Genomic DNA, 25,240 nt, shown 5'->3' with positions numbered 1-25,240 from the left:
CCTATTCTTCTGTTAGAGACGCATTTTTCAACTGCGATTCAGCAATTTCTCGATAGATGTCATTGGTTTCCATCAATTCTTCATGACGCCCACGACCAACAATTTCACCCTTATCAAGGACGATAATCTGGTCAGCATCCATGATAGTTCCAACACGTTGAGCAACAATCAATACCGTAGCATCTTGTGTCACTTCCTTGAGACGACGGCGCAAAATAGCATCTGTACGGTAGTCCAAGGCTGAGAAAGAATCATCAAAGATATAGATATCTGGACCCTTGATGACTGCTCGTGCAATCGACAAACGTTGTTTCTGACCACCTGATAGGTTGCTTCCGCCTTCTGCCAGATGCGTCGCAAAACCTTCTTCTCGACTTTCGATAAAGTCTTTGGCTTGGGCCACATCTGCTGCTTGGTGCAAGTCCTCATGACTGGCATCCTCTTTCCCGTAACGGAGATTGTCTGCGATAGTCCCAGTAAAAAGCAAGGCCTTTTGTGGAATAAATCCAATCTTCTGACGGAGTGATTTGAGACGGTAATCCCGGACATCAACACCATCGACCTTGATTTTCCCTAGCGTAACATCGTAGAAACGAGGAATCAATTGAACTAGAGTAGACTTACCTGACCCAGTTGAACCGATAAATGCAATGGTTTCTCCCGGTTTAGCAGTGAAGGAAATATTATGCAAAACAGGGCTTTCTGTTTCCCCAGGATAGGCAAAGGTCACATTATCAAATTCTAAATAACCATGAGTTTCTGTTTCTTGAATTCCACCCTCGTTTGGATCAATGGAAATTGGCATATCCATGATTTCTTTCAAACGCTCACTAGATACAGCTGTTCTAGGATACATGGTGAAGAGGTTTGATAAGAATAGGAAGGACAAGAGAGCATGGAAACTATACTCGATGAAGGCTACCAAATCACCAATCTGCAAACTGCCGTGCTTGAGGGGATCAAGGGCAAACCAAACGATAGCCACAATCATAGCGATAATGATTTGCACAAATAGCGGTTCTGTCAAACCTGTCAATTTGAATAAACGATTCGAATTGTCCGCATAGATAGCATTTTTCTCTTCAAAACGTTTTTCTTGGAAGTCTTCACGAGCAAAGGCACGTATGACACGCAAGCCCATCAAATTCTCACGGACATACTGGTTAATCTTATCCAAAGTTTTCTGTTGTTTTTCAGATAAGGGACGCGTTTTGACCGCCACATAAATGACTACTACAGCTAGAAAAGGAACGGAAAAAGCCACAATCCAGGCTAGTGAAGGACTGGTCAAGAAAATCATGAGAATACTCGACAGCATCATCATGGGAGTGATAACACCCAACTTAAGCGTCTGCTCTGCAAACTGCATGAGAACAAAAGCATCACTGGTGATACGAGTGACTAGTGAAGACACACCAATTTGTTCATATTCGTGATGAGAATACTCTTGCAGCTTAGCATAGACATCATCCCGCATGTCCTTAACCATATTCGTGGTCAATTTACTAGCAGCATAAGCTAGAACAACCCGCCCAAATGTTCCCAAGACGATAATAACCAACATGATGATGGCCCAAAAATAGAGTTTATCCTGGTCACCTTGGTTTATTCCCTGGTCAATCATGCGGGCTAAAACTGTTGGTAAACCTAGATTGACAATGACAAAGAAAATTGCCCCGAGAAAGTCTAACACTAACCACTTGGGATAGCGTTTGAGATAAGACCAAATATAAAGCATAATTCTCCTTTCTTTTTCTTCTAAAATGCAGAAAAGAGCGTGCTTTCGCACGCCATTTTACTAAAAAGAAGACAGGCAGCCAAAACCTCGAGAGAGGGAACTGTCTGTCTCAGATATTTAAAGACTATTTTACAAAGTCAAGCAATGCCAAGAAGCTTTCTGGATCAAGGGATGCACCACCAACAAGAGCTCCGTCAACGTCTGGACAAGCCATGTATTCAGCAACGTTTTCAGGTTTAACTGAACCACCGTATTGAACACGTACTTTGTCAGCTACTTCTTGACCGAAGTCAGCAGCTACAACGTCACGAACAACTTTACACATTTTTTGTGCGTCGTCTTGTGAAGCTGATTTACCAGTACCGATAGCCCAGATTGGCTCATAAGCGATAACTGATGAAGCTACTTGTTCTGCAGTCAATCCAGCAAGAGCAGCTGAAACTTGAGCACCTACGAATTCTGCTGCTTTACCAGCTTCGTAAGTTTCAAGTGACTCACCACAACAGATGATTGGAAGCATGCCGTTAGCAAAGATTGCTTTTGCTTTTTTGTTGATGTCTTCGTCTGTTTCGTGGAAGTAGTCACGACGTTCTGAGTGACCGATAACAACGTAGTCAGTACCGATTTCTTTCAAAACTTGTGGGCTAGTTTCACCAGTGAAAGCACCAGCATTTTCAAAGTAGCAGTTTTGAGCAGCAACTTTAAGGTTTGAACCTTTAGCAGCAGCAAGTACAGTAGTCAAATCAACTGCAGGAGCTGCGATACCTGCTTCAACAAGGTCTGATGAAGGAAGTTTTGATGCTACAGCTTCAACGAATGCTTTTGCTTCTTCTGGGTTTTTGTTCATTTTCCAGTTACCAGCAATAAATGGTTTACGTGACATTTCACATACCTCTTTTTTCATTTTATTTTCTACTTATTTTATCATATTTATAGATAGCTTGCAAATCTTACTCTGTAACTAGAAGTCTTCTTTTCAAAAACTTTCCAGTCGCCATTTCTATTTGAAAGCTGGCTTGCGCCTCGTTAATTTGACCACTGCTTCTGTTCTAGCCGTGTGTGGAAACATGTCAACGGACTGGATATAATGCAGGTCATAAACCTCTAGCAATCGGACTAAATCACGCGCCAAGGTAGACACATTACAGGATACATAAACCATCTTTTCAGGAGCGTATTTGACAATGGTATCCAAGAGCTTATCATCTAAACCTGTACGCGGCGGGTCTACTATCAAAGCATCTGCACGATAGCCTTCCTTGTACCAACGAGGAATAATTTCTTCTGCAGTCCCTGCTTCATAGTGAGTATTGGTATAACCCATACGCTTAGCATTTTCTTTGGCATCCTCAATAGCTTCTGGGATAATATCCATCCCTCTCAAACTTTTGACTTTTTTAGCAAAAGCAAAACCAATGGTCCCAACACCACAATAGGCATCAATCAGATGGTCATTCTCAGTCACATCCAAGGCCTTAACCGCTTCACTGTAGAGAATCTCAGTCTGTTCAGGATTGAGCTGATAGAAAGCTCGAGGTGATAGAGAAAATTCATAGTCTAGGACACCCTCGCGTATACTATCCTGCCCCCAAATAATCTCTGTCTTGTCCCCATAAATCTCACTAGTTTTAGCCGTATTGGTATTGACTGCGACAGTCACTACTTCAGGATAATCCTTGACTAGGTCTTTCACAAATTGAGTCAGATTCAATTGACGATTGGTCACAATGATAATCTGGACTTCCCCAGTTTTCCGTGCTCGACGAACCATGATGGTCCGAACTCCAAGAATTTTCCGTTCATCCGTAATCGGAATCTGATGATAAGTCAAGAGTTCAGCAATGCGATTGGCAATTGCTTGTGTCTCCTTGTCTTGAACAAGACAGTCCTTTAGCTCGACCAAATAATGGGAATTCTGAGCATACAAACCTGCCTTGACTTGACCTTTAAACTTTCGTGTTTGAAATTGTAGTTTGGCCCGATAATATTTTGGTTTCTGCATGCCAATAGTTGGTCTGATTTCAAAGTTTTCGTAGCCTGCAGGTGCAAATTTCTTCAGAGCTTGATGGAGGAGATCCGTCTTGAACTCCAACTGCTTGTCATAATGTAGGTGCATAATCTGACAGCCACCACACTCATTATAAATCGTACAGTCTGGGACTACTCGAAACTTAGATTTTTTATTGACCTCAAGCAGCTTAGCCTCAACGTAGTTACGCTTAACCGAAGTCACCTGACAATAGATATCTTCTCCCTTGAGGGCTCCTGGAACAAAAACGAGGGTTTTCTGGTAAAATCCGATTCCTTCCCCGTTAATCCCCATGCGCTTGATTTTTAATGGAATTTTTTGTTTGACTTTTAGATTCATAAGTCTATTATACCACGTAGTTTCTCAATGGTTAAGAATATGTTACAATAAAACCATGAATACAAAGATATCTTTTTCCTCATTGGATTTTCCTGAGCAATTACGAACTTATATAGAGGAGGCAAACCTATCGGACAGCTCTTCTCATTCAGGCGCAAGAGTTCTCTATCTTGATTCAGGTTACTATTTAAAAATTGATCAAAAGGGAAGATTAGAGCGAGAAGCTAGCATTGCGAGTTGGTTTGAACAAGAGGGAATAGGAACTCCAGTTATCGACTATGTATCTGCGGATAAAGACTACCTCCTGACTAAAGAGGCTATTGGTCATGATGCTCTCGCTTTTTTAGACCAGCCAGAAAAAATCTGCCGAACAATGGCAGAGGCTCTTAAAAAGCTTCACAACTTAAACCCACACAATTTTCCATCAGAAAATCATTTAAAAGCCTATAAAGAAAGAGCCTTTAAAAACTATGAAAAAGGGGAGTTCTATGCCAAGGCGCTCCTACCCCAATTCCAAATTAACAGTCGCGAAGAGGCCTTCCAAGTCATCCAAGAACAAGGGCACCTTTTAGAAACAGATGCCTTTATTCACGGGGATGCTTGTCTACCAAACTTTATTCTAAAAGATGCTGACCACTTCTCTTGTTTTATTGATCTTGGTTTGGCTGATTTCAGTGACCGGCATATCGATCTCTTTTGGGCTATTTGGTCCCTCAATTACAACTTAAAAGATCCCAAATATGCTGAACTATTTCTCGACTGTTACGGGAGAGAGCTGGTTGATAGCAACAAACTTCGACTCGTTGCTGCCTTTGAAGCATTTGGGTAAGAGGAAAATATGAAAATCACAAAACTTGAAAAGAAAAAAAGACTCTATCTGCTCGAACTTGATAGCGACCAAACCTGCTACATTACTGAGGATACCATTGTTCGCTTTATGTTGACAAAAGGGAAAGAGATTTCAGCTGAGGAACTAACTGAGATTAAATCCTTTGCGCAATTTTCCTACAGTAAAAATCTAGCTCTCTACCACTTATCCTTCAAGGCCCGTACTGAAAAAGAAGTTAGAGATTATCTTGCCAAACATGAAATTGATGAGAAAATCATTCAACAAGTCATTCAGTCTCTAAAGGACGACAACTGGATCAATGACCGCCAATATGCACAAGCTATTATCAATTCCAATCAGCTTTCGGGAGATAAGGGAAGCTATTTGCTGATGCAGAAGATTTCTCAAAAAGGCGTTGCTAAGTCTATCATCCAAGAAGTCTTACAAGAATTTGATATGACGGAAGTCGCAGAGCGCACAGCTGAAAAACTACTGAAAAAATATCAGGGAAAATTGCCAGCCCGCGCCTTACAGGACAAGATTATCCAAAATCTGACCAACAAAGGTTTTTCCTACTCAGAAGCCAAGGCTGCCTTTAATCAACTTGATAACCAGATCGATGAAGAAACTGTCCAAGAGCTGATTTTTAAAGAGCTCGATAAACAATACCCAAAATACTCACGAAAGTATGAAGGATACGAACTGAAACAACGTTTGACCCAAGTTTTAGCTAGAAAAGGTTATGATTTTTCGGATATAGCCAGCGCCCTCAGAGAATATCTTTAATTTTTTCATGAAAAAACTAAGAACTTTAAACAAAAATGTGATACAATAGTAAACGATAAACTTATAAATTGTAGAAAGTTGGTTAGTTATGAAACTTCCAAAAGAAGGCGACTTTATTACAATTCAAAGTTATAAGCATGATGGGAGTCTCCACCGTACTTGGCGAGACACCATGGTACTAAAAACAACAGAGAACGCTATTATCGGCGTCAACGACCACACACTTGTTACCGAAAGTGACGGTCGTCGTTGGGTGACTCGAGAACCGGCTATTGTTTACTTTCACAAGAAATATTGGTTTAATATTATCGCTATGATTCGTGAAAATGGTATCTCCTACTACTGCAATATGGCAAGTCCTTACTATCTGGATGAAGAAGCTTTAAAATACATTGACTATGATTTGGATGTTAAAGTTTTTACAGATGGTGAAAAACGCCTCTTGGACGTTGAGGAGTATGAACGACATAAGCGAAAAATGAAGTATTCTTCTGATCTAGACTATATTCTGAAAGAGCATGTTAAGATTCTTGTTGATTGGATTAACAATGAGCGAGGTCCTTTCTCAGAAGCCTATGTCAACATTTGGTACAAACGCTACGTAGAACTAAAGAATCGGTAAAGTTGTCAGAGGTCAGGATTAAAATCCTGACCTCGTTTTTTGATTTTCAACGAGCCTTTGAGTAGCGACTAATTGAACTGTTTATCAGCCTTCTAAATTCCAAAAAACACTTTTGACCTAAACTTCATGTTTATCCACAAATCTTAAGTCTCAACTAGTTTATTGAAGGCTCGCGAGTCATGGACTAGGAATTCATAGATTAGTCCATCGATTTCTCTCCATCACCTTTCCCTAGTAAAAAACCTGCCTTGAGGCAGGTTTTCATCTAAATATCTAATTTTGTAACAGTGAACTTGATATGCGAATAGTCTTTTTCGATATCCTTATCTACCATAAAGGCTGTTGCATCCTTCTTGACCTGTACCAAGTCAATATTTTGAGCTTGAGCGGCATAGACACAGCCACAATAACATTGGCGATAAATGTCGTACTCTTCACACATTTCTACAGAGCGTTTATAGCCTTGATTTTTCTTAAAATCACTCGGAAGATAATGAGTGGTGTAGATTTTCTGTACATCAATCCCGATACTATTGATGGTTTGTGAATTTTTGTGAGGACTGATGGTTAGGGCTGAACCAAAGTAGTCAAAGCCTAAGTCCATAGCCACTTGCGCTGTCTTGTCCAAACGATAATCAAAACAAACCTTGCAGCGATCGCCACCTTCAGGTTCTTCTTCCAAACCTCTGACCAGCTGACGGTATTCGTTGGGTTCATAGGGTGCTTCTAGGTATTGGACATGATTGCCTGTTCGCTCATTGAAATCACTGACAAACTTCTTGGTTACATAGGCACGCTTGTGATACTCAGCTTTAGGATGGATATTTGAATTAGCAAAATAAATGGTTACATCTGCATACTTGGTCAAATACTCTAAAGTATAGGTGCTACAAGGAGCACAACAGACGTGCATGAGAATGGTTGGCCTTTCTTCATTTTTTTCCCAAACTTGAACCATCTTTTGCATGACACGGTCATAGTTGATCTTTTGATTGGGATTCATCTTACTTAGAATTTCTTCTACATCGATCATACTCTTCTCCTTTTCCTCTTGCTATTGTACCACAGGATGATCCTTTGGGCAAATAGGTTTTCGTGCTTTACTAAGTTTTTAAGTCCTTATCTAATAGCTTGCCCATCCTTGTCAGACTGATTATTAATATAGGATAAATGAAAAGCAAGATAAGACCTAGAACTAAAAAGACCGCTACAAGACCCCAACGATCGATCAACCAACCTGTCAGTGGAAATATGACAATCATGGAAAGACTAAAGAGCATGGAATTGATACTAAGCATAGTTGCTCTTACACTGGAAGGTAAATAACCTTGTAAGTCATTGAAATAGATAGGCTGATAAACTGCATAAAGTGTATCAGTTAAAAGATATACAAGAAGAAAAGCAAAGGGGGTTCCTAAAAACACCAACAACAAGGCCAAGCCCGTTAGTGCAACAAGAGTCGGAAAAACTCGATTGCTATTCCATTTTTTACCAATTTGACTAGCTACATAAACTGCTATAAGATTTAAGCCACTACCAATCAGCATGACCAGCGATACCTGCCATCCTGCTAAGTCACTTATTTTCTGCTGATAATAAAAGTAAAACATGCACATGAGTGTCCCGACTAGCTGATAAGTCATCATCCAGTAAAAAAGTACTGGTTTTTCCTTCCATTCTTTACGAACTTGCTGGACAATCATTTTAAAGGTTAAGAATTCATTTTTCTCTCTCTTAGCCATTGGTTCTTTCATCAAATAAATCAAGATTATAGACAGAAATGAAAATCCTATAGCAATCAGATAGGTCCAGGCAAGTGCTCCGTGAATAAAGAAGCCTGCCACAACTGTACCTAGGGTTCGGGTGACTTCTGCCACACCAGATAAAAAGCTAGAAATCTGAAGATATCGGTCCTTTTGACCCGCTTCAACCGCCGAATCATATAAGAAAGCGGTACTAGTCCCCGAATCAAAATTGTAGGACCAAGCGTTGACCATCATAGCAAAAGCATAAATCCAAAAATTCCCCTGACCAAACAAAATCAAGATAGAGGACACAATACTAGCCAGGCGAGCCAAATAGAGATTGGTCTTGTAGCTAAATCGATCAGCCAACATACCAGACGGGATTTCACACAAGAGACTTGTACCGTGAAAGATACTTTCTAGTAGACCGATTTGAAGTAAGGAAAGACCATTTTGAATGAAAAATAAAATCCAAAAACTGGTGATTCCAAAATAAGAAGTGAATTCCAGACCTGCTAAGAGTGGAATATTGCGTTTGTAAGTTCTTTTAAACATCGTTTTCTCTCTTTCAATATATAATATGAGTTTTTCTAAAAGACTTACTTAAAGTTGCCTACATTTTCTCCACCTCTTTCATTTAAAGTAATACTCAATAAAAATCAAAGAGCAAACTAGGAAGCTAGCCGCAGGCTGCTCAAAACACTGTTTTGAGGTTGTGGATAGAACTGACGAAGTCAGTAACATATATACGGCAAGGTGAAGCTTACGTAGTTTGAAGAGATTTTCGAAGAGTATAAAAACGCCAGACGGCGTTTTTATAGTTATTAAGGTTTGATACGGTGCAACATACGTGGGAATGGAATAGCTTCACGGATGTGTTTTGTACCTGCTGCGAAGGTTACCATACGCTCGATACCGATACCAAATCCACCGTGTGGTACTGTACCATATTTACGAAGGTCAAGGTAGAATTCGTACTCTGTAAGATCCATTCCAAGTGATTCCATCTTAGCGACAAGGGCATCGTAGTCTTCCTCACGCATGGAACCACCAATAATTTCTCCGTAACCTTCTGGCGCAAGCAAGTCTGCACAAAGTACGCGATCTGGGTTCCCAGGAACTGGTTTCATGTAGAAAGCTTTGATGTCTGATGGATAGTTGATCACAAAGGTTGGTACACCAAAGTGGTTTGAAATCCAAGTTTCGTGTGGTGAACCAAAGTCATCTCCATGCTCAAGATGTTCGTAGTCAGCATCTGCATCATTTTCATGATCTTGCAAGAGATCAATCGCTTCATCGTAAGTAATGCGTTTGAATGGCTCTGCAATGTAGCGTTTCAAGAGCTCTATATCACGCTCCAAGGTTTCCAAGGCTTGTGGAGCACGATCTAGAACACCTTGAAGCAACGCTTTAACATAAGCTTCTTGCAAGTCAAGTGACTCGTCGTGCGTCAAGTATGAATACTCAGCATCCATCATCCAGAACTCTGTCAAGTGACGGCGAGTCTTAGACTTCTCTGCACGGAATACTGGACCAAAGTCAAAGACGCGACCTAAAGCCATAGCACCTGCTTCAAGATAGAGCTGACCAGATTGACTCAAGTAGGCTGGTGTTCCAAAGTAGTCTGTTTCGAAAAGTTCTGTAGAATCTTCTGCAGCATTTCCTGAAAGGATTGGGCTATCAAATTTCATGAAGCCATTCTTGTCAAAGAACTCATAAGTTGCATAGATGATAGCGTTACGGATTTGCATAACCGCTACTTGCTTACGAGAGCGGAGCCATAAGTGACGGTTGTCCATCAAGAAGTCAGTTCCGTGTTCTTTTGGAGTAATTGGGTAATCTTGAGATTCACCGATCACTTCGATGTCTGTAATATCCAACTCATAACCAAATTTTGAGCGTTCGTCTTCTTTGACAATCCCTGTCACGAAAACAGAAGTTTCTTGGCTTAGGCGTTTGATCGTATCAAATTTTTCAAGACCTACTTCTTCACCAAATTTCTCGATAAAGTTTGGTTTGAAAGCCACGCCTTGGAAGAAGGCAGTTCCGTCACGCAATTGCAAGAAGGCAATTTTTCCTTTTCCTGATTTGTTGGCAACCCAAGCACCGATAGTGACTTCTTGACCAACGTAATCTTTTACTTCGATAATTGTTACACGTTTTGTCATCATTTATCTTCCTTTTTTCGTTTAACTTGTCCAAAGACATTATTACTCATTATTGTACCACAAATAATGCCTGATAGCTAGCTAGTTTGACAGAAATTCATAAGTTTTTAGCTACAAAAACCTCCGCCAAAAGGACGGAGGTTTAACTTCTTATTTTTCCATAAATTGGTGCAAACGACGAATGGCTTCTTTAAGGGTATCCAAGTCTGTCGCATAGCTGAGACGAACATTTTCTGGTGCTCCAAATCCGGCTCCTGTAATCAAGGCCAGACCAACTTCTTCAAGAATAGCCGTTGTAAATTCTGTTACATCGCTATAACCTTTCATCTCCATAGCTTTTTTGACATTTGGGAAGAGATAGAAGGCTCCTTGTGGTTTGACAACTTCAAAACCAGGGACTTGGCACAAGAGAGGATAAATGGTATTGAGACGTTCCTCAAAAGCCTGACGCATGGTTTCTACAGAGTCTTGCGGTCCAGTTAGCGCTTCAATCGTTGCATATTGAGATACCGCAGTCAGGTTTGAAGTCGTTTGACCTGTTAGTTTACTCATGGCAGCGATGATTTCTGGATCACCTACTGCATAACCCACCCGCCAACCTGTCATGGCATAAGCTTTTGATACACCGTTAATGACAATGGTTTGCTTGCGAATGGCTTCTGATAGACTAGAGATTGGCACAAACTCATTACCGTTATAGACCAAGCGTCCATAAATATCATCTGCTAGGATGAGAATATCATGTTCAACAGCCCAATTTCCAATGGCCAAGAGTTCTTCACGAGAATAAATCATCCCAGTCGGATTAGATGGTGAGTTAAGAACCAAAACCTTGGTCTTATCTGTGCGAGCTGCTTCTAATTGCTCCACAGTTACTTTAAAGTGATTGTCTTCTTTGGCTTGGACAAAGACTGGAACACCTTCTGCCATCTTAACCTGATCTCCATAGCTAACCCAGTAAGGTGTTGGAATAATGACCTCATCTCCAGGATTAACCACAGCCATAAAGAAAGTATAAAGGGAGAACTTGGCACCAGTCGCAAAAGTGACCTCATTAGCTGCCACAGAATATCCATAATATCGTTCAAAATAGGTATTGACTGCTGCTTTTAACTCAGGCAAACCTGAAGCTACCGTATAGAAAGAAGCACGTCCATCTCGAATGGCTGCAACAGCGGCATCTTGAATATTTTCAGGAGTATGAAAATCGGGCTGACCTAAAGTTAAGAAAAGAACATCTTTTCCTTCAGCTTTTAACTTCTTTGCTCTTGCATCACTAGCCAGAGTGACACTTTCTTCCATTTCTAAGACACGTTTAGATAATTTCATAGTTTCTCCTTTTCGATTAGGGCACCAGATTCAAAATCCACTAGATAGTAGTCTCCACCAGACTTGATTTCCCAGACGGGTTTACCAGCATACCGTCCAAAGGTAATCGTGTCAATCTCAGTTGCTCCTTTTTCTCTGACAACTGCTTCTGCTTTTTCTTGTGAAGTGCCACCTTCTAGTTGATACACATAGATTTTTTTACTATTTTTCTCAATTAAAACAGCTACTGGCTTTTGATTCTTGTCTTGGCCAAGGACACTATAATAAGTTTCCAAACCATTGAAGAAATCAACCTGACTGACCGTTTCTAGATTCGCATACTGCTTGGCAAGCTTTTCCCCTTCTACCTTTGCTGTTTGATAAGGCTTCATGCTAAACCACACCAAACAGAGAAAGGAAGAAGTCACAACTAGTGCCAGCAGGGTCATACCAATACCGTACTGAAATAATAAGGAATTTTTTTCTTTTTTCTGTCTCATTTTCACTCGTCTATTTTACCATCTATCCAAGTGAATTACAAGTGAATAAAGGAGGAGGATTTGGCTCGGAACTTCTCTTATAACAGAAATATATGACGCTTGAATCATTGATTTCACAGACTTTTCATAATCTCTACTCCTAAAAATAATCTTGACTATCATCGATTTTATTTTCTGGGCAAATTTCTTGCAAATGATTTCATTTTGTTGTAACATCATTTATAACAACAGAAAAAGCTCTGATTAAAATATAAAGGAGACTCCCTATGTCTAAAAAAGTATTATTTATCGTTGGTTCACTTCGTGAAGGTTCTTTCAACCACCAAATGGCGCTAGAAGCCGAAAAAGCTCTTGCAGGAAAAGCTGAGATTAGCTACCTTGACTACTCAGCAATCCCACTTTTTAACCAAGAACTTGAAGTTCCAACTCTTCCAGCTGTAGCAGCAGCTCGTGAAGCTGTTCTGGCTGCTGATGCTATCTGGATTTTCTCTCCAGTCTACAACTTCTCCATTCCTGGAACAGTTAAAAACTTGCTTGACTGGCTTTCACGCGCTCTTGACTTATCTGAAACTCGTGGTCCATCTGCCCTTCAAGATAAAATTGTTACTGTGTCTTCAGTAGCAAATGCAGGTCATGAACAACTCTTTGCAATCTACAAAGACCTCTTGCCATTCATCCGTACACAAGTTGTAGGTGAATTCACTGCAGCTCGTATCAATGATTCTGCTTGGGTAGATGGTAAACTAGTCCTTGAAGACAGTGTTGCTACTTCACTAAAACAACAAGCTGAAGACTTGGTTCAAGCTATTCAATAATTGAATTGAAAAAAGAAGAGGTTGGGACAAAAGATCCCAACCTCACTTTTTATTAGCAATAAAACTTTGACGCGGTAGCTGATTGAACTTTTTGTTCGTCTTTTAGACTCCAAAAAGCTCCTAATCATCCTCGCGGGGCTGGGACAACGAAATCGAGACTTTGTCTATCGATTTCTGTCCCACCGCCTTTTTCTTAATCAACTAATTCATCAATCATACTATGTTTTAGTGGTAAACTACACATCACTAAAAGGAAAATAAAGGATGATTGAAGCCAAAAGAGAGCCAAATCAAAAATTCCGTGCACAGCTACTACTGTCAAGAAAGAGAGGTAAAGTCCAAGGATAGGACGCTTACTAGGTACTTGACTCATATCAATCAACATTCGTACTGGAGTGGCAGAAGCAATCCCCAAGAGAACTGTACCAACAACTCCATAACTCAAAATCGTATCTATATAAATACTATGAGCATGTTCATGATAAGGTGCTCCAATACGAGGGAAAGAGTGCATGTAGGTTAGCGGTCCTTCACCCCAAAATGGATTTTGCTTAAACAAGGCCATTCCAGCATTCCAGATAGAAACACGTTCTTCCATAGATGAATCTAAGGTTCCCATTCGAACACCCAAATCACTAGAAAATAGAAAGGCTAAACCAACCCCAAAAACTCCTATACTAAGCCAGAAAGCACGCCAGTTCTTAATGGTTGTGAAGAGATAAATAATCGCTCCAAAAATAATGGCTGGAAAAGCTGTACGATTCTGCGTAAAGTTTAAACCGAATAAATTAGCAAAGATGGCAATCATAGAAAAGATTCGTAACCACCTTAACTTCGTTGTGCTAATCAGGTAAAAACCAATCATGATACAGAAACAACAGATAATTCCATAGTAATTGGGATTAAAGAAGGCAACTTCCGCTCGATTTTGATGCCAAACCTGCATTCGTGGTGAGAGGAAGGTATAATCAAATTTCTTTACAATTTGGAAATGTTCCAAGGCTGCAAAAGCTGCTGCCAAGACACTTGAGGCTAAAACCCCTTCAATCGTCAACCTGAAAAATTTAGGAGTCAATTGAGATTGATAATAGTAAAAGAAGATGGCAAACAGAAACATGGCCACCGAAGAAACTACTCCCATCACATTTTGTGCTAGAAGAGAAATTGCAGTGCTATAGGCAATAAAAAAGAGCAAAACAGGGTGTTGAGACAGACGTTTCAAGATCCCCTTCATCTCCCCAGTATATACTAACCAAAGTAAGTAAGAGATAAAAATAATAACAAAAAGATAAAAAGGGAGAAAAATACTCAGAATAACTCCTAAAAGAAGTCCTTCTTGTTTTGATAAACTTTTTAACTTTTCAATGACACCTATTGATTTCACAACAGATCCTTTCCTTCTGAATATCACATTCAGATAAATAAGCTATTAAAACATTTTACCATTTTTCAAGCGATTTGAAAACCTCTTTGCCTCTATCATCCTAACTAAAACTGGGTAAAATTTTATAGTTAGCTAAGATTACTTGAAAATCGCTATCCCTTTTTTAAAAATATGGTACAATAAATCTAATTATTCCAGAAAGGGTCTAGCATGAAATCCTACCAAGAAGTCTATAAAATACTAATTACTGAGACTGATTATCTAAGCGGAGAAAAAATAGCTGAGAGATTAAATCTATCTCGAACTTCCGTATGGAAAGCTATCCAACGTCTCCAGCAAGAGGGACTGGAGATTGACAGTATCAAAAATCGTGGGTATAAACTTCTGGACGGAGACCTTATCTTGCCTCAGGAAATCGAAGCGAATAGTCCCATTACTGTCCAGTTTAAACCCTCAACAAAATCTACCCAAACTGATGCTAAAGAGGCTATGGAAGCTGGTGCCAAAGGGGATAGGCTCTACCTTTCCACTAGCCAAACTATGGGACGTGGCCGTTTTCAACGTCCTTATTACTCACCTGATAAGGGGGGGATTTACATGTCCCTCCACCTACAACCCAATCTCCCTTATCAGAATCTTCCTGCCTATACACTTCTAACAGCTGGAGCTATCTACAAGGCTATCAAAAACCTTAGTTTAATCGACGTGGATATCAAGTGGGTCAATGACATTTATCTGAACCAGAAAAAAATTGCTGGCATTCTAACCGAAGCCATTACCTCCGTCGAAACTGGACTCGTTACAGATGTTATCATTGGGGTCGGGATCAACTTTTCTATCGCTGAATTTCCCAAGAATCTACAAACTAAAGCTGGAAGCTTATTTTCTCAACATACTCCTATTACTCGCAATGAATTGATTGCTGAAATCTGGAAATGTTTCTATGAAACAGAAGCCGATGAACTCCTCTATCTCTATAAAAAACGCTCAATCGTTTTAGGAAAAGAGATTTCTTTCAAGAAGGATCAAGAAATAATCACAGGAAAAGCCTGTGACATCTCTGACCAAGGCCAACTGCAGATAGAATTAGCAAACGGTGAAAAGATTTGGCTTAATAGTGGCGAAGTTTCTCTGACTAAATGGTAGTTCTACTAGATCAAAAAAAATCGACCTTTATTATTGAAGGTCGATTTTTTTGATATGTTATTTTTTCAAACGTTCAACGTCACGCGCAATGACCAATTCTTCATCCGTTGGAATTACCAGTACACGTACACTTGCTGCATCTGTCGAAATATCTCCGGTTGCACCAAAGACATTTTTCTCTGGATCTACATCGCAACCGAACCAAGAAATCCCTGAAATAACATCTTCACGTACATTAGTAGAATTTTCACCGATACCTGCTGTGAAAATAATAGCATCTGCTCCATTTAGGACTGCAAGGTATTGACCAATATGTTTTTGGATACGGTCAACATACATTTCATAAGCCAAAGTAGCATCATGATCTCCGGCCTCCATAGCAGCAATTACATCACGCATGTCACTAGATTTACCAGAAACACCCATCAATCCTGACTCACGATTGAGAATACGACTGATGTCCTCAGGCTTGTTAAAGTCCTCTGTATATTGCATTAAATAAGGAATGATGGCTGGGTCAATATCCCCTGTACGAGTTCCCATCATTACACCACCAAGTGGAGTGAATCCCATTGAGGTATCAACAGATTTCCCACCCTTAACAGCTGTAATAGAAGCACCATTACCGATGTGACAGGTGATCAACTTCAACTCTTCAAGTGGACGACCCAAGAGTTTTGCTGCTTCTTGAGCAACATACTGGTGGCTTGTACCGTGCGCTCCGTACTTACGAACCTTGTTTTCTGTGTAATATTTTGTTGGTAGAGGATAGCGATAAGCTTTCTCTGGCATTGTTGTATGGAAGGAAGTATCAAAAACAACGACACTCGTAATATCTGGCAATAATTCTTTGAAGGCACGAATACCCGCAGCATTCGCAGGATTGTGCAATGGAGCAAGAAGACCTAACTCTTCAACTTTTTCAATTACATCACCTTCCACGACTGTAGACTCTTTGAAGTACTCTCCACCTGCAACAACACGGTGTCCAACACCAGTAATTTCATCATAAGATTTAATAATATCAAAACGAATCAAGTCATCAAGTAAGATTTTTACAGCCAAGGTATGGTTTTCAATATCAAGAACTTGCTGTTCTGAACGACCATCGAACTTAACTGTAGAAATAGAATCTTTCAACCCAATGCGTTCAATCAAACCTTTTGCAAGTACTTTTTCTTCTGGCATTTGGTAAAGTTGCCATTTCAAACTTGAGCTTCCAGCGTTAATTGCAATGGTTTTTGTCATAATGTTTCCCCTTTTTTTAAGCGTTTTCAACTATTATATCAAAATTTATACTAGATTTCATGTTCTTGACACCAATTTTGAAAATTTTCCTTAAATTCCAACAAAATTTCAGGATCACGAAGACTAGCAAGTGGATAAACAAAGGGCTCTGTCCCTTCTCCCACCTTCTTTTGCAAAACAAAAATGGTCTTAGACTGGGCTCCTTGAGCGAAGAGATCCTCTGGTAAAGCTATGATAGCGACTAGTTGAGCCTGTTCAGTTAACCATCCTTTCAAGAGGTCACTCTGAGGACTCGTCAAAAGATCTGTTGGAGCAAGGAAAATAGCATAACCTCCCGTCTTAAGATACTTGAGAGATTGCTCCATTAATAGATGATGAGCGTAAGTATGTTCATCCTTTGCTGCCACTTGGTAACGTGAAGCGATCTGATCGTCTGGGTAGTAGCCAATCGGGAGGTCGCTCACAATAATATCACTTTCTTTTAATACTTGTGGACGTACTGCATCTCCTTGGACAAAGCCCATTTGCAGATCCATAACTTCTGCCATGCTTGCAGCCAGATCGATCAAGAGGTCATCTAGCTCAATCCCAAGGTAATCTACCTTTTTGTTCATGGACGTTAAGAAGCTAGCACCTAGAATTCCCATCCCAGACCCCAACTCTAATAAACTTAGATTCTCAGCAGGCCACAGTTGCTCTATCAGAAAAATCATCAAGTGACCAATGACATCTGGTGTAAACTGGTGATTTGCTTGGAGAGGTTCTGTTTGCGCTGCCTTCATTAACAAGAATTGGTAGGTTCGTAACCACTCTTCTTTTCGAAGAGCCAATCGTTTTAATGCTTGATTGTTTTTCTTGACATCTTCCAGATTTGTCTGACCATCTAGATAGATTCCATTTTGCTCAATCAAGGCATCGTAAAAATTTGTCGTCAAATCATTTTGAATGATTTGGACATTTTCTAGTAAATAGGTATATGCTTGTTCAATTTTTTCAAAATCCATACCCTTATCTTACCAAAAATAATGTCCTTTTTCCAGATTTTCATAATTGTGAAAATGAAAAAAAGAAAATCTACCTCCTCAGTAGACTTTCTCTGTTTAACATTTATTTCCAAACGCCATTGGCATCTACATAATAGCCATCTGGTGTGCGTGTATTGCTAAGCATATTACCAGATGAAGCCAGATAGTACCACTTACCATTATCTTTGATCCAGCCTGTTGCCATTGCACCTGAATCTTTTAGATAATACCAAGAGCCCTTATCTTTGACCCAACCTGTTGCCATTGAACCTGAGTCCTTTAGATAATACCAAGTACCACCATCATTAAGCCAGCCTGTCGCCATGGAACCTGAGTCTTTTAGGTAATACCAAGAGCCGTTATCATATAACCAATCAGCTGAAATCATAGCTCCTGATGATTTAAAGGCATACCAGCTACCACCTTGATGAAGCCATGTTTGATTAAACATAACCCCTTTATCATCCATAAAATACCAGCTTCCCTGATCCTTGATCCAAGCATCTTTAACTAGTTGTCCTTGTTTTTGATAGTACCAGTTTTGTTTTGATTTTAGCCAGCTTTCTGCTTTTACAATTGGATAAAGTTCTTGGAAAGATCCCCCACCCTTGTAGTAATGACTGATAGATTCTGGTTTTGTAAGTTTTAACTCACCATTGTCATAGTCTTCCCAAGCATAGACTTTTTGACCATTGACAGTTTCTGGTAAGGTAGCTGTGTAGGTCTTGGTTTGATAGTCCCATTTAGTATCAAGGTAGGTGTATTGATCATTTGATTCTTTAATATGGTAGTAGCCACTCTTTCCACCATTATATACGTCATCTACCACTTTAGTGGACCAGGTCTTTACTTCATTTCCGCTCTTAGCTTCTACTACAATATCTCCACGGTATCCATAAGGTACATAGAAATTCAGGTAACGCCCCTCTGTACCTACCATAGACTTGTCCTTTTCTTGACCTAGGAAATTGACTGTCTGATCCTGACCATTTAAAGTGACTTTCCATTCAATTTTTTCGTTTTTAGGCAAATCCAATACTTTAATATCTACTTCATGGCCATTATTAAATCTGAGAATTTTGCCATCTTGATACCAAACGCCACCCTTAATAACCCATTCTTCTTCCAATTCGAAGGCCTTTCCTGAATGAGGGAAAGCCAGTAAGGCTAAACCTGCTAGAGACAAACTAAATAGTGTGATTTTTTTCATGCGATTTCCTCCTGTTTTTATTCATGTTAATTATATCACTATGTTATTTTTTTGCAAGAGATATCCTAATTTCATATAGTAAAAACCTCTGAGATGACTCTCAAAGGTTTTATTCTGTCTATTTACTATTTTCAACCGCTGCTGTTACAAAAGCAGTGTAGAGTTCTTCTGGGCGGTTTGGACGACTTGAAAGCTCTGGGTGGTATTGACAAGCCACAAAGAATTTATTTTCTGGAATTTCCACAATTTCGACCAAGCGGTTGTCTGGTGAAACACCTGAAAAGACAAAACCTGCTCCTTCAAACTGTTCACGAAAAGCATTGTTAAACTCATAACGGTGACGGTGACGGCGTTGCACCACCTCTTTGTTATGATAAGCTGCCGCTGCCTTAGAACCACGTTTTAACTTAGAAGGATAAAGTCCCAAACGAAGGGTACCACCCATGTCCTCAACATCAATCTGATCACGCATGATATCGATGATAGGGTATTTGGTATCAGGATTTAGCTCTGCTGAATTAGCTCCTTCAAGACCTAAGACATTACGGGCAAACTCGATACAGGTCAACTGCATACCCAAGCAGACTCCCAGCATTGGTACATCATTTTCACGCGCATAGCGAATCGCTTCAATCTTACCTTCTGTTCCACGTTGACCAAAACCACCTGGAACGATGATTCCGTCAGCATCCGATAGGAGTTCTGCCACATTGTCAGCTGTCACATCGTTAGCATTGACCCAATCAATCTTGACTTCTGCATCATTGGCATAACCTGAGTGTTTCAAGGCCTCTACGACAGAAATGTAGGCATCTTGCAACTCAACATACTTACCAACAAGGGCAATCTTGACTTGTTTTTTGAGGTTCATAACCTTGTCAACCATAGCTGACCACTCTGCCATATCTGCTGCAGGCGCATCAATTTTCAAATGGTCACAAACGATTTGATCCATACCTTGTGCTTGCAGGTTAAGTGGGATTTGGTAAAGATGATCCACATCCAAGGACTCGATAACTGCTTCTGGTGCCACATCACAGAACTGGGCCAGTTTATTTTTAATTCCTTGTCCAGCTGGCTTTTCAGTACGGATGACCAACATATTAGGCTGGATTCCCAAACCACGCAATTCTTTGACAGAGTGTTGAGTTGGTTTTGTCTTCATTTCACCAGCTGCCTTGAGGTAAGGAAGCAAGGTTGTATGGATATACATTACATTATCTGCACCCACATCTGCCTTCATCTGACGAAGAGCTTCTAAGAATGGAAGGGACTCGATGTCGCCGACTGTTCCACCAACCTCTGTAATAATGACATCAGAGTCTGTCGTAAGAGCAGCACGCTTGATTTTTTCTTTCAAGGCATCTGTAATATGAGGAATAACTTGGACAGTTGCTCCAAGGTACTCTCCACGGCGTTCCTTACGAAGAACTTCGCTGTAGATTTTACCAGTTGTCACGTTTGAGTATTTGTTGAGGTTAATATCGATGAAACGCTCATAGTGGCCTAGGTCCAAATCTGTCTCAGCCCCATCATCTGTTACAAATACTTCTCCGTGCTGGTAAGGGCTCATGGTTCCTGGGTCAATATTGATATAAGGGTCAAATTTTTGAATGGTCACCTTCAAACCACGGTTTTTCAAAAGACGCCCAAGGCTCGCTGCAACGATCCCTTTCCCAATAGACGATACCACACCACCAGTGACAAAAATATATTTCGTAGACATAGATTCCTCTTTCTAAAATGCTCAAGGTCTTGTTTACTAACAGGGGATTGAGAAAACAAGACCTTCATCAATAACTACAACCCAAGAAAAAAGCTTCTTGGAAAAACAAAAATAGCTCCCTAATAACTAGGGAGCTCCGACCTCTAAAAGAGGTGCCCGAACAATATGTTACCTCAAAATGAACCATTTGTCAAATAGAACAAATCGTTGACTTGGCGCATTCCAGCTTACAAAACTAATTCAGACTAATACAAAAAAGCTGGATCTAGGAAATCGAGACTTGATAGACCGATTCCAGCTCCAACTCCTTTTTATTTTTATTCTTCCTCTTCTTCAGAGTCTTCGTCGTCTTCTTCATTAAGATCGACTTCTTCATCTAGATCATCTGGGGCGATTTCATTGATTTCAGCATCGTAGGCTTCCACTTCATTCTTCTCATCATCTGGATTTTCATCATCATAAGAAAGAGCTGGATCTTCTTCGTAGGCGTCCTCATCTTCAGGATCATCTGCACTGTAATCAATAGCATCTGTATCACCATCCATAAAGGCGTTGACACGTTTTTTCTTAGCCTTAGGTGCTACTTCTTCATCATCACTTTCTTCAAGAGCAATGATTTCCTCATCGATTTCATCCACTCCATACCAGGAACGAAGGCCCCATTTGTTATCTCCAAGTGAGATAAAGCTACCGTCAAAGTTCAACTCTGTATAGAACAAAGGCAAAGCTTCACGAATATCGCTATTAGAGGTACCGAGATAGTTTTGGATTTCATTAACCAAATCACTAAAATGCATTTCGTGATCACGACCACGGAGTTCTAAGATGGCACGAGCCACCTCAATCATAGATAGTTCACTTTTTTCTTGCCCAGCAAATACTTCTAATTCCAAAGCGTTTCTCCTCATTTTTTACTACTAACGCCAGAGTGGATAAACTCTGATCTCATTTTATCATGTACTCTTTATTGTACGATAATTTTGCCTAATAGTCAAAGGTTTAGGAGAAATAAATGTGAAATATTTCAGCTAATTAATACTCAATGAAAATCAAAGAGCAAACTAGGAAGCTAGCCACAGGCTGCTCAAAACACTGTTTTGAGGTTGCAGATGGACGCTGACGTGGTTTGAATTTTATTTTCGAAGAGTATAAAAGACCTGGGAGATACACTCACAGGTCCGTGACTTTATTTATAACTCAAAGCTCGTTTAAAGGTTTTCCAGATCCCCAAATCATCCGTTTGAAGAACCAAACTAGCATACATGCGTCCGATAAAGATGGTTGCAGTCACCGCAAAAGCAATCGTAATCATAAGTGAAATCCAAGCTTCTAGTCCATTTGCATAACCATTGATAGCTCTGAATGGCATAAAGAAGGTTGAAACGAATGGGATGTAAGAACCGATTTTCAAAATCAAATTATCACCAGAAGTTCCTAATACTGTTACCCCAATGAAACCTACCATAATCAAAAGCATCAAAGGCGATAAGGCCTTACCAGAATCTTCTGGTCGTGAAACCATAGAACCTAAGAAGGCAGCCAAGACCACATACATAAAGAGACTAACCAAGACAAACAACAAGGTATTGATCGAAAAGGCTTCTCCCAAGTGATTTAGAATACCTGAATTTGCCAAGATAGGCATATCCTTAAAGAAGAAAATAGCTCCAAGACCACCTACAACATAAATACCAATATGAGTCAAAATGACTAGAAGTAAGGCAATCATGCGTGCGTAGAAATAATGGCTAGCACGAATACTTGAGAAGACCACTTCCATGATTTTGGTTCCTTTTTCACTAGCTACCTCTTGAGCAGTGACACTAGCATAAGTAATCAAAATCATATAGAGGAAGAAACCTAGTCCTGCAGCCGCAAAGGTTTGGACCATCTTTTTATTTTCCTTGGCTTCATCAATCTGTTCTGTGAATTGAATTGTTTGAGCCAAGCGTTTTTCCTGTTCCTGAGACAAATTTGCTTCTGAACGGTTGAGTTGGGATTGAAGTTCATTCAACTTAGCGGTCACTGCTAACTTAATGCCACTCTCTAGTGAAGTTTCACCATGATAGACTGCCTTGAGGACACTGTTCTCCTGGTCAATGGTTAGATAGCCTTTTATTTTTTCATCCTTGATAGCGGCTTGGGCACTTGCTTCATCCTTATAGTCAAAGTTAAGACCATTGGTCGATTTAAGTTCTTCTGTAACAAGAGGAACGGCACTAACTACTGCTACCTTACTATTTTGAGCCAAGGAAGAACCTTGTAGAACACCAATTCCTCCCGATAGACCTAAAAAGAGGAAAGGCGAAATCACCATAAAGAAGAAACTCCACGACTTGACATGTCTTAGATAGGTTTCTTTGATTACAACCCACATATTTCTCATACTTCCACCCCTGATTCTAATTTAAAGATTTCATCGATTGTTGGAGCTTGTTGGTCAAAAGTCGCGATATATTGACCTTGAGTCAAGATTGGGAAGAGTTCTCTACCTGCACTTTCATCATCTAAAATCAACTTCCAACTACCTTGCTTGGTCAAGCTAACCTGTTTGACATGAGGAAGATTTTCCAGTTCTTCCTTGCTTCGTTCACTTGAAACAAAAAGTCGTGTTTTGCCGTATTGATTGCGGACCTCTTGAACCGGTCCATGCAAGACCACACGCCCATCACGAATCATCAGGATATCATCACAAAGTTCTTCGACATTGGTCATGACATGATCAGAAAAGATAATGGTCGCGCCGCGTTCTTTTTCTTTCAAGATAACCCGCTTAAGAAGTTCGGTATTAACTGGATCCAAGCCACTAAAAGGCTCATCTAGGATAATCAAGTCTGGTTCATGAATCAAAGTGATAATCAACTGAATCTTCTGTTGATTTCCTTTTGAGAGACTTTTGATCTTGTCCGTCAGTTTCCCCTTGACTTCCAGTTTTTCCATCCATTGAGGGAGTTTTTCTTTGATTTCCTTGGTGTCCATGCCTTTTAGGGTCGCCAAGTAACGAACTTGTTCAAGGACTGTCAATTTAGGCATAAGACTGCGTTCTTCAGGGAGATAACCAATGCGAGCATAGGTCTCCTGACGAATATCTTGACCATCAAGCTCAATCTCCCCTTGATAGTCTAAAAATTTCAAAATACTGTGAAAAATGGTTGTTTTCCCAGCTCCATTTTTCCCAACCAGCCCCAAAATACGCCCTGGTCGTGCTTGAAAGTCAACACCAAACAAAACTTGCTTAGGCCCAAAACTTTTCTCTAGATTTCTTACTTCGAGCATCATCCACCTCCGAAATTTATTGCACTCATTATACTCCTTTTTGACAGCTTTTACAATGATTTATGTACATTTTTAAATCTTGATTTCAATAAGGATATTTACTGGATAAGGACTTTATTGACTCATCACCAAGCATTTTAGTCCTCCAGATTTTTATACTCAATAAAAATCAAAGAGCAAACTAGGAAGCGAGCCGCAGGCTGTACTTGAGTACGGCAAGACGAAGCTGACGTGGTTTGAATTTGATTTTTGAAGAGTATTAAGTGATAACTTTATTATACTCATCTCTTAATAAATCCGTCGGCTATGTCCTCAAATGTTCATTTTCAGTCCTGAATTGTGACTACTAAACTTCATCATTCTGCCTAGCTTATCGTGCTATTTTATGGTATATTTCTGATAGACTATAGATTATCATAAGCAAGGAATCTGATATGAAAAAAAGACTTAAACTCGAACCAAACAACAATAACTTAATCATTTGGAAAGCTGATCATCCAAAAGCCATTCTTCAGATTGTACATGGCATGGTAGAATACGTAGAACGGTATGAAGAATTTGCTCTAGCCATGAATAACGAAGGCTTTACTGTTATCGGCCATGATCATCTCGGCCACGGCTATACTGCTCAAAATCCAAGTCAACTCGGAGTCTTTCCTGAATCTCCCGAGGAACTCATCGATGATATTGAAAGAGTGACCTCTTTTATTCAAGAAAGCTATCCAAAACTTCCAATCGTCCTTCTAGGGCATTCTATGGGTTCTCTTATGTGTCGCTATTATGTAGCTAAACGAAAACCACCTATCAATGCCTTGATTATCATGGCGACTGGTCAACAACCTCAGTTTCTAACTCGATTTGCTCTCATCCTAACAGAATGCATCCGACTTATAAAAGGGAATAAACACCGTAGTAAACTCCTGACCTACCTGTCCACTGACAGTTTTAACCGTAGTATTAAGAATCCTAAAACATCTGTCGATTGGCTCTCAAAAAATGAAGAATCCAACCAAGCTTATCTGAAGGATCCATTCTGTCAATTCATCCCTACTATTCCCATGTACAGATCCATTTTTTACTTCTCTAATCAAGTAGCTAGTAAGCAAGTAATCGATAAGATTCCTGCTCAACTCCCCATTCTCGTTATTTCAGGACAAGAAGACCCTCTGGGAGAAAATGGTAAAGGTATAGAAAGATTTGTAAAACTCCTAAAGGCTTCACATTCGAAAGTAAGCGTCCGAGTAGTTGAAGAGGCTCGTCACGAAATTCTGAACGAGAATAATCGAAACGATACCTATCACTTCATAGCTGATTGGATGGCAAAAAACATAGATGTCTAAACATCT

22 protein-coding genes are annotated in these 25,240 nt (G+C 39.9%); 6 read left to right on the top strand and 16 right to left on the bottom strand.

The genetic code is table 11. The features are described from left to right. Position 1: 1 nt before the first annotated feature. The 3 genes from AAFQ93_RS04650 to rlmD form a co-directional block, all read right to left on the bottom strand. The gene (locus tag AAFQ93_RS04650) at positions 2-1,738 is read right to left on the bottom strand and encodes an ABC transporter ATP-binding protein (protein WP_375555733.1); all 1,737 of its coding nucleotides are present in this window, start codon (positions 1,736-1,738) and stop codon (positions 2-4) included. A gap of 124 nt (positions 1,739-1,862) precedes the next feature. Next, complete coding sequence (tpiA, locus tag AAFQ93_RS04645; protein WP_000087902.1) at positions 1,863-2,621, bottom strand: triose-phosphate isomerase; 759 nt, start codon at positions 2,619-2,621, stop codon at positions 1,863-1,865. A 117-nt stretch (positions 2,622-2,738) separates the two neighbouring features. Beyond that, a complete protein-coding gene (gene rlmD, locus AAFQ93_RS04640; RefSeq protein WP_375555732.1) occupies positions 2,739-4,106 on the bottom strand; it encodes a 23S rRNA (uracil(1939)-C(5))-methyltransferase RlmD in 1,368 nt (455 codons plus the stop codon). A 55-nt stretch (positions 4,107-4,161) separates the two neighbouring features. Between rlmD and AAFQ93_RS04635 the strand changes: the two genes are divergently transcribed. The 3 genes from AAFQ93_RS04635 (at position 4,162) to AAFQ93_RS04625 (ending at position 6,343) form a co-directional block, all read left to right on the top strand. Further along, positions 4,162-4,935, top strand: a complete 774-nt coding sequence (locus tag AAFQ93_RS04635) for an aminoglycoside 3'-phosphotransferase (protein ID WP_375555731.1) — start codon at positions 4,162-4,164, stop codon at positions 4,933-4,935. 9 nt (positions 4,936-4,944) lie between these two features. Beyond that, positions 4,945-5,721, top strand: coding sequence for a recombination regulator RecX (gene recX / locus AAFQ93_RS04630; protein WP_375555730.1), 777 nt, complete (start codon positions 4,945-4,947; stop codon positions 5,719-5,721). 88 nt (positions 5,722-5,809) lie between these two features. Further along, on the top strand, positions 5,810-6,343 hold the full coding sequence (locus AAFQ93_RS04625; protein WP_000775325.1) for a DUF402 domain-containing protein: 534 nt from the start codon (positions 5,810-5,812) through the stop codon (positions 6,341-6,343). 265 nt (positions 6,344-6,608) lie between these two features. Here the strand turns inward: AAFQ93_RS04625 and AAFQ93_RS04620 are convergent, their stop codons facing one another. From AAFQ93_RS04620 to AAFQ93_RS04600, 5 genes are all read right to left on the bottom strand, one after another. Continuing rightward, on the bottom strand, positions 6,609-7,376 hold the full coding sequence (locus tag AAFQ93_RS04620) for an epoxyqueuosine reductase QueH (RefSeq protein ID WP_049504710.1): 768 nt from the start codon (positions 7,374-7,376) through the stop codon (positions 6,609-6,611). A gap of 70 nt (positions 7,377-7,446) precedes the next feature. Further along, entirely contained in the window at positions 7,447-8,643 is a 1,197-nt protein-coding gene (locus AAFQ93_RS04615) for an MFS transporter (RefSeq protein ID WP_375555729.1), read from the bottom strand. Between the two features lie 269 nt (positions 8,644-8,912). Further along, a complete protein-coding gene (gene asnS / locus AAFQ93_RS04610) occupies positions 8,913-10,256 on the bottom strand; it encodes an asparagine--tRNA ligase (RefSeq protein ID WP_004252147.1) in 1,344 nt (447 codons plus the stop codon). Between the two features lie 150 nt (positions 10,257-10,406). Then, positions 10,407-11,585 carry a pyridoxal phosphate-dependent aminotransferase gene (locus AAFQ93_RS04605; protein ID WP_375555728.1) on the bottom strand — a complete coding sequence of 393 codons (1,179 nt, stop codon included), beginning with the start codon at positions 11,583-11,585 and terminating at the stop codon, positions 10,407-10,409. Beyond that, positions 11,582-12,070: a DUF5590 domain-containing protein gene (locus AAFQ93_RS04600; protein ID WP_375555727.1), complete on the bottom strand. Its 489-nt coding sequence runs from the start codon at positions 12,068-12,070 to the stop codon at positions 11,582-11,584. The genes AAFQ93_RS04605 and AAFQ93_RS04600 overlap by 4 nt, the downstream gene beginning before the upstream one ends. Before the next feature lie 260 nt (positions 12,071-12,330). On the opposite strand from AAFQ93_RS04600, the gene AAFQ93_RS04595 reads away from it, so the two are divergent. Continuing rightward, positions 12,331-12,879: an NAD(P)H-dependent oxidoreductase gene (locus AAFQ93_RS04595; RefSeq protein WP_375555726.1), complete on the top strand. Its 549-nt coding sequence runs from the start codon at positions 12,331-12,333 to the stop codon at positions 12,877-12,879. Between the two features lie 193 nt (positions 12,880-13,072). Here the strand turns inward: AAFQ93_RS04595 and AAFQ93_RS04590 are convergent, their stop codons facing one another. After that, entirely contained in the window at positions 13,073-14,263 is a 1,191-nt protein-coding gene (locus AAFQ93_RS04590) for an O-antigen ligase (protein WP_301559063.1), read from the bottom strand. A 210-nt stretch (positions 14,264-14,473) separates the two neighbouring features. Between AAFQ93_RS04590 and birA the strand changes: the two genes are divergently transcribed. After that, a complete protein-coding gene (birA, locus tag AAFQ93_RS04585) occupies positions 14,474-15,409 on the top strand; it encodes a bifunctional biotin--[acetyl-CoA-carboxylase] ligase/biotin operon repressor BirA (protein ID WP_375555725.1) in 936 nt (311 codons plus the stop codon). Between the two features lie 57 nt (positions 15,410-15,466). On the opposite strand, the gene AAFQ93_RS04580 is transcribed toward birA, so the two are convergent. The 7 genes from AAFQ93_RS04580 to AAFQ93_RS04550 all read right to left on the bottom strand — a co-directional run bounded on the left by AAFQ93_RS04580 (position 15,467) and on the right by AAFQ93_RS04550 (position 23,894). Continuing rightward, complete coding sequence (locus AAFQ93_RS04580; protein ID WP_375555724.1) at positions 15,467-16,657, bottom strand: acetate kinase; 1,191 nt, start codon at positions 16,655-16,657, stop codon at positions 15,467-15,469. Positions 16,658-16,707: 50 nt separating this feature from the next. Continuing rightward, on the bottom strand, positions 16,708-17,661 hold the full coding sequence (locus AAFQ93_RS04575) for a class I SAM-dependent methyltransferase (protein ID WP_375555723.1): 954 nt from the start codon (positions 17,659-17,661) through the stop codon (positions 16,708-16,710). A gap of 103 nt (positions 17,662-17,764) precedes the next feature. Then, entirely contained in the window at positions 17,765-18,892 is a 1,128-nt protein-coding gene (locus tag AAFQ93_RS04570; protein ID WP_375555722.1) for an N-acetylmuramoyl-L-alanine amidase family protein, read from the bottom strand. Between the two features lie 118 nt (positions 18,893-19,010). Then, complete coding sequence (locus tag AAFQ93_RS04565; RefSeq protein ID WP_375555721.1) at positions 19,011-20,618, bottom strand: CTP synthase; 1,608 nt, start codon at positions 20,616-20,618, stop codon at positions 19,011-19,013. 317 nt (positions 20,619-20,935) lie between these two features. Beyond that, entirely contained in the window at positions 20,936-21,511 is a 576-nt protein-coding gene (rpoE, locus tag AAFQ93_RS04560) for a DNA-directed RNA polymerase subunit delta (RefSeq protein ID WP_049502915.1), read from the bottom strand. Between the two features lie 293 nt (positions 21,512-21,804). Continuing rightward, on the bottom strand, positions 21,805-23,004 hold the full coding sequence (locus tag AAFQ93_RS04555) for an ABC transporter permease (protein WP_375555720.1): 1,200 nt from the start codon (positions 23,002-23,004) through the stop codon (positions 21,805-21,807). Next, positions 23,001-23,894 (bottom strand): ABC transporter ATP-binding protein, encoded by an 894-nt coding sequence (locus tag AAFQ93_RS04550; protein ID WP_373094524.1) that lies wholly within the window; start codon positions 23,892-23,894, stop codon positions 23,001-23,003. The genes AAFQ93_RS04555 and AAFQ93_RS04550 overlap by 4 nt, the downstream gene beginning before the upstream one ends. 434 nt (positions 23,895-24,328) lie before the next feature. Here AAFQ93_RS04550 and AAFQ93_RS04545 point away from each other — a divergent pair, with 434 nt between their 5' ends. Next, entirely contained in the window at positions 24,329-25,234 is a 906-nt protein-coding gene (locus AAFQ93_RS04545) for an alpha/beta fold hydrolase (RefSeq protein ID WP_375555719.1), read from the top strand. The last annotated feature ends 6 nt before the right edge of the window (positions 25,235-25,240 follow it).

The sequence above is a fragment of the Streptococcus nidrosiense genome (assembly GCF_042140045.1).
Lineage (GTDB): Bacteria > Bacillota > Bacilli > Lactobacillales > Streptococcaceae > Streptococcus > Streptococcus nidrosiense.
This window is presented reverse-complemented; position numbering and strand designations above follow the sequence as displayed.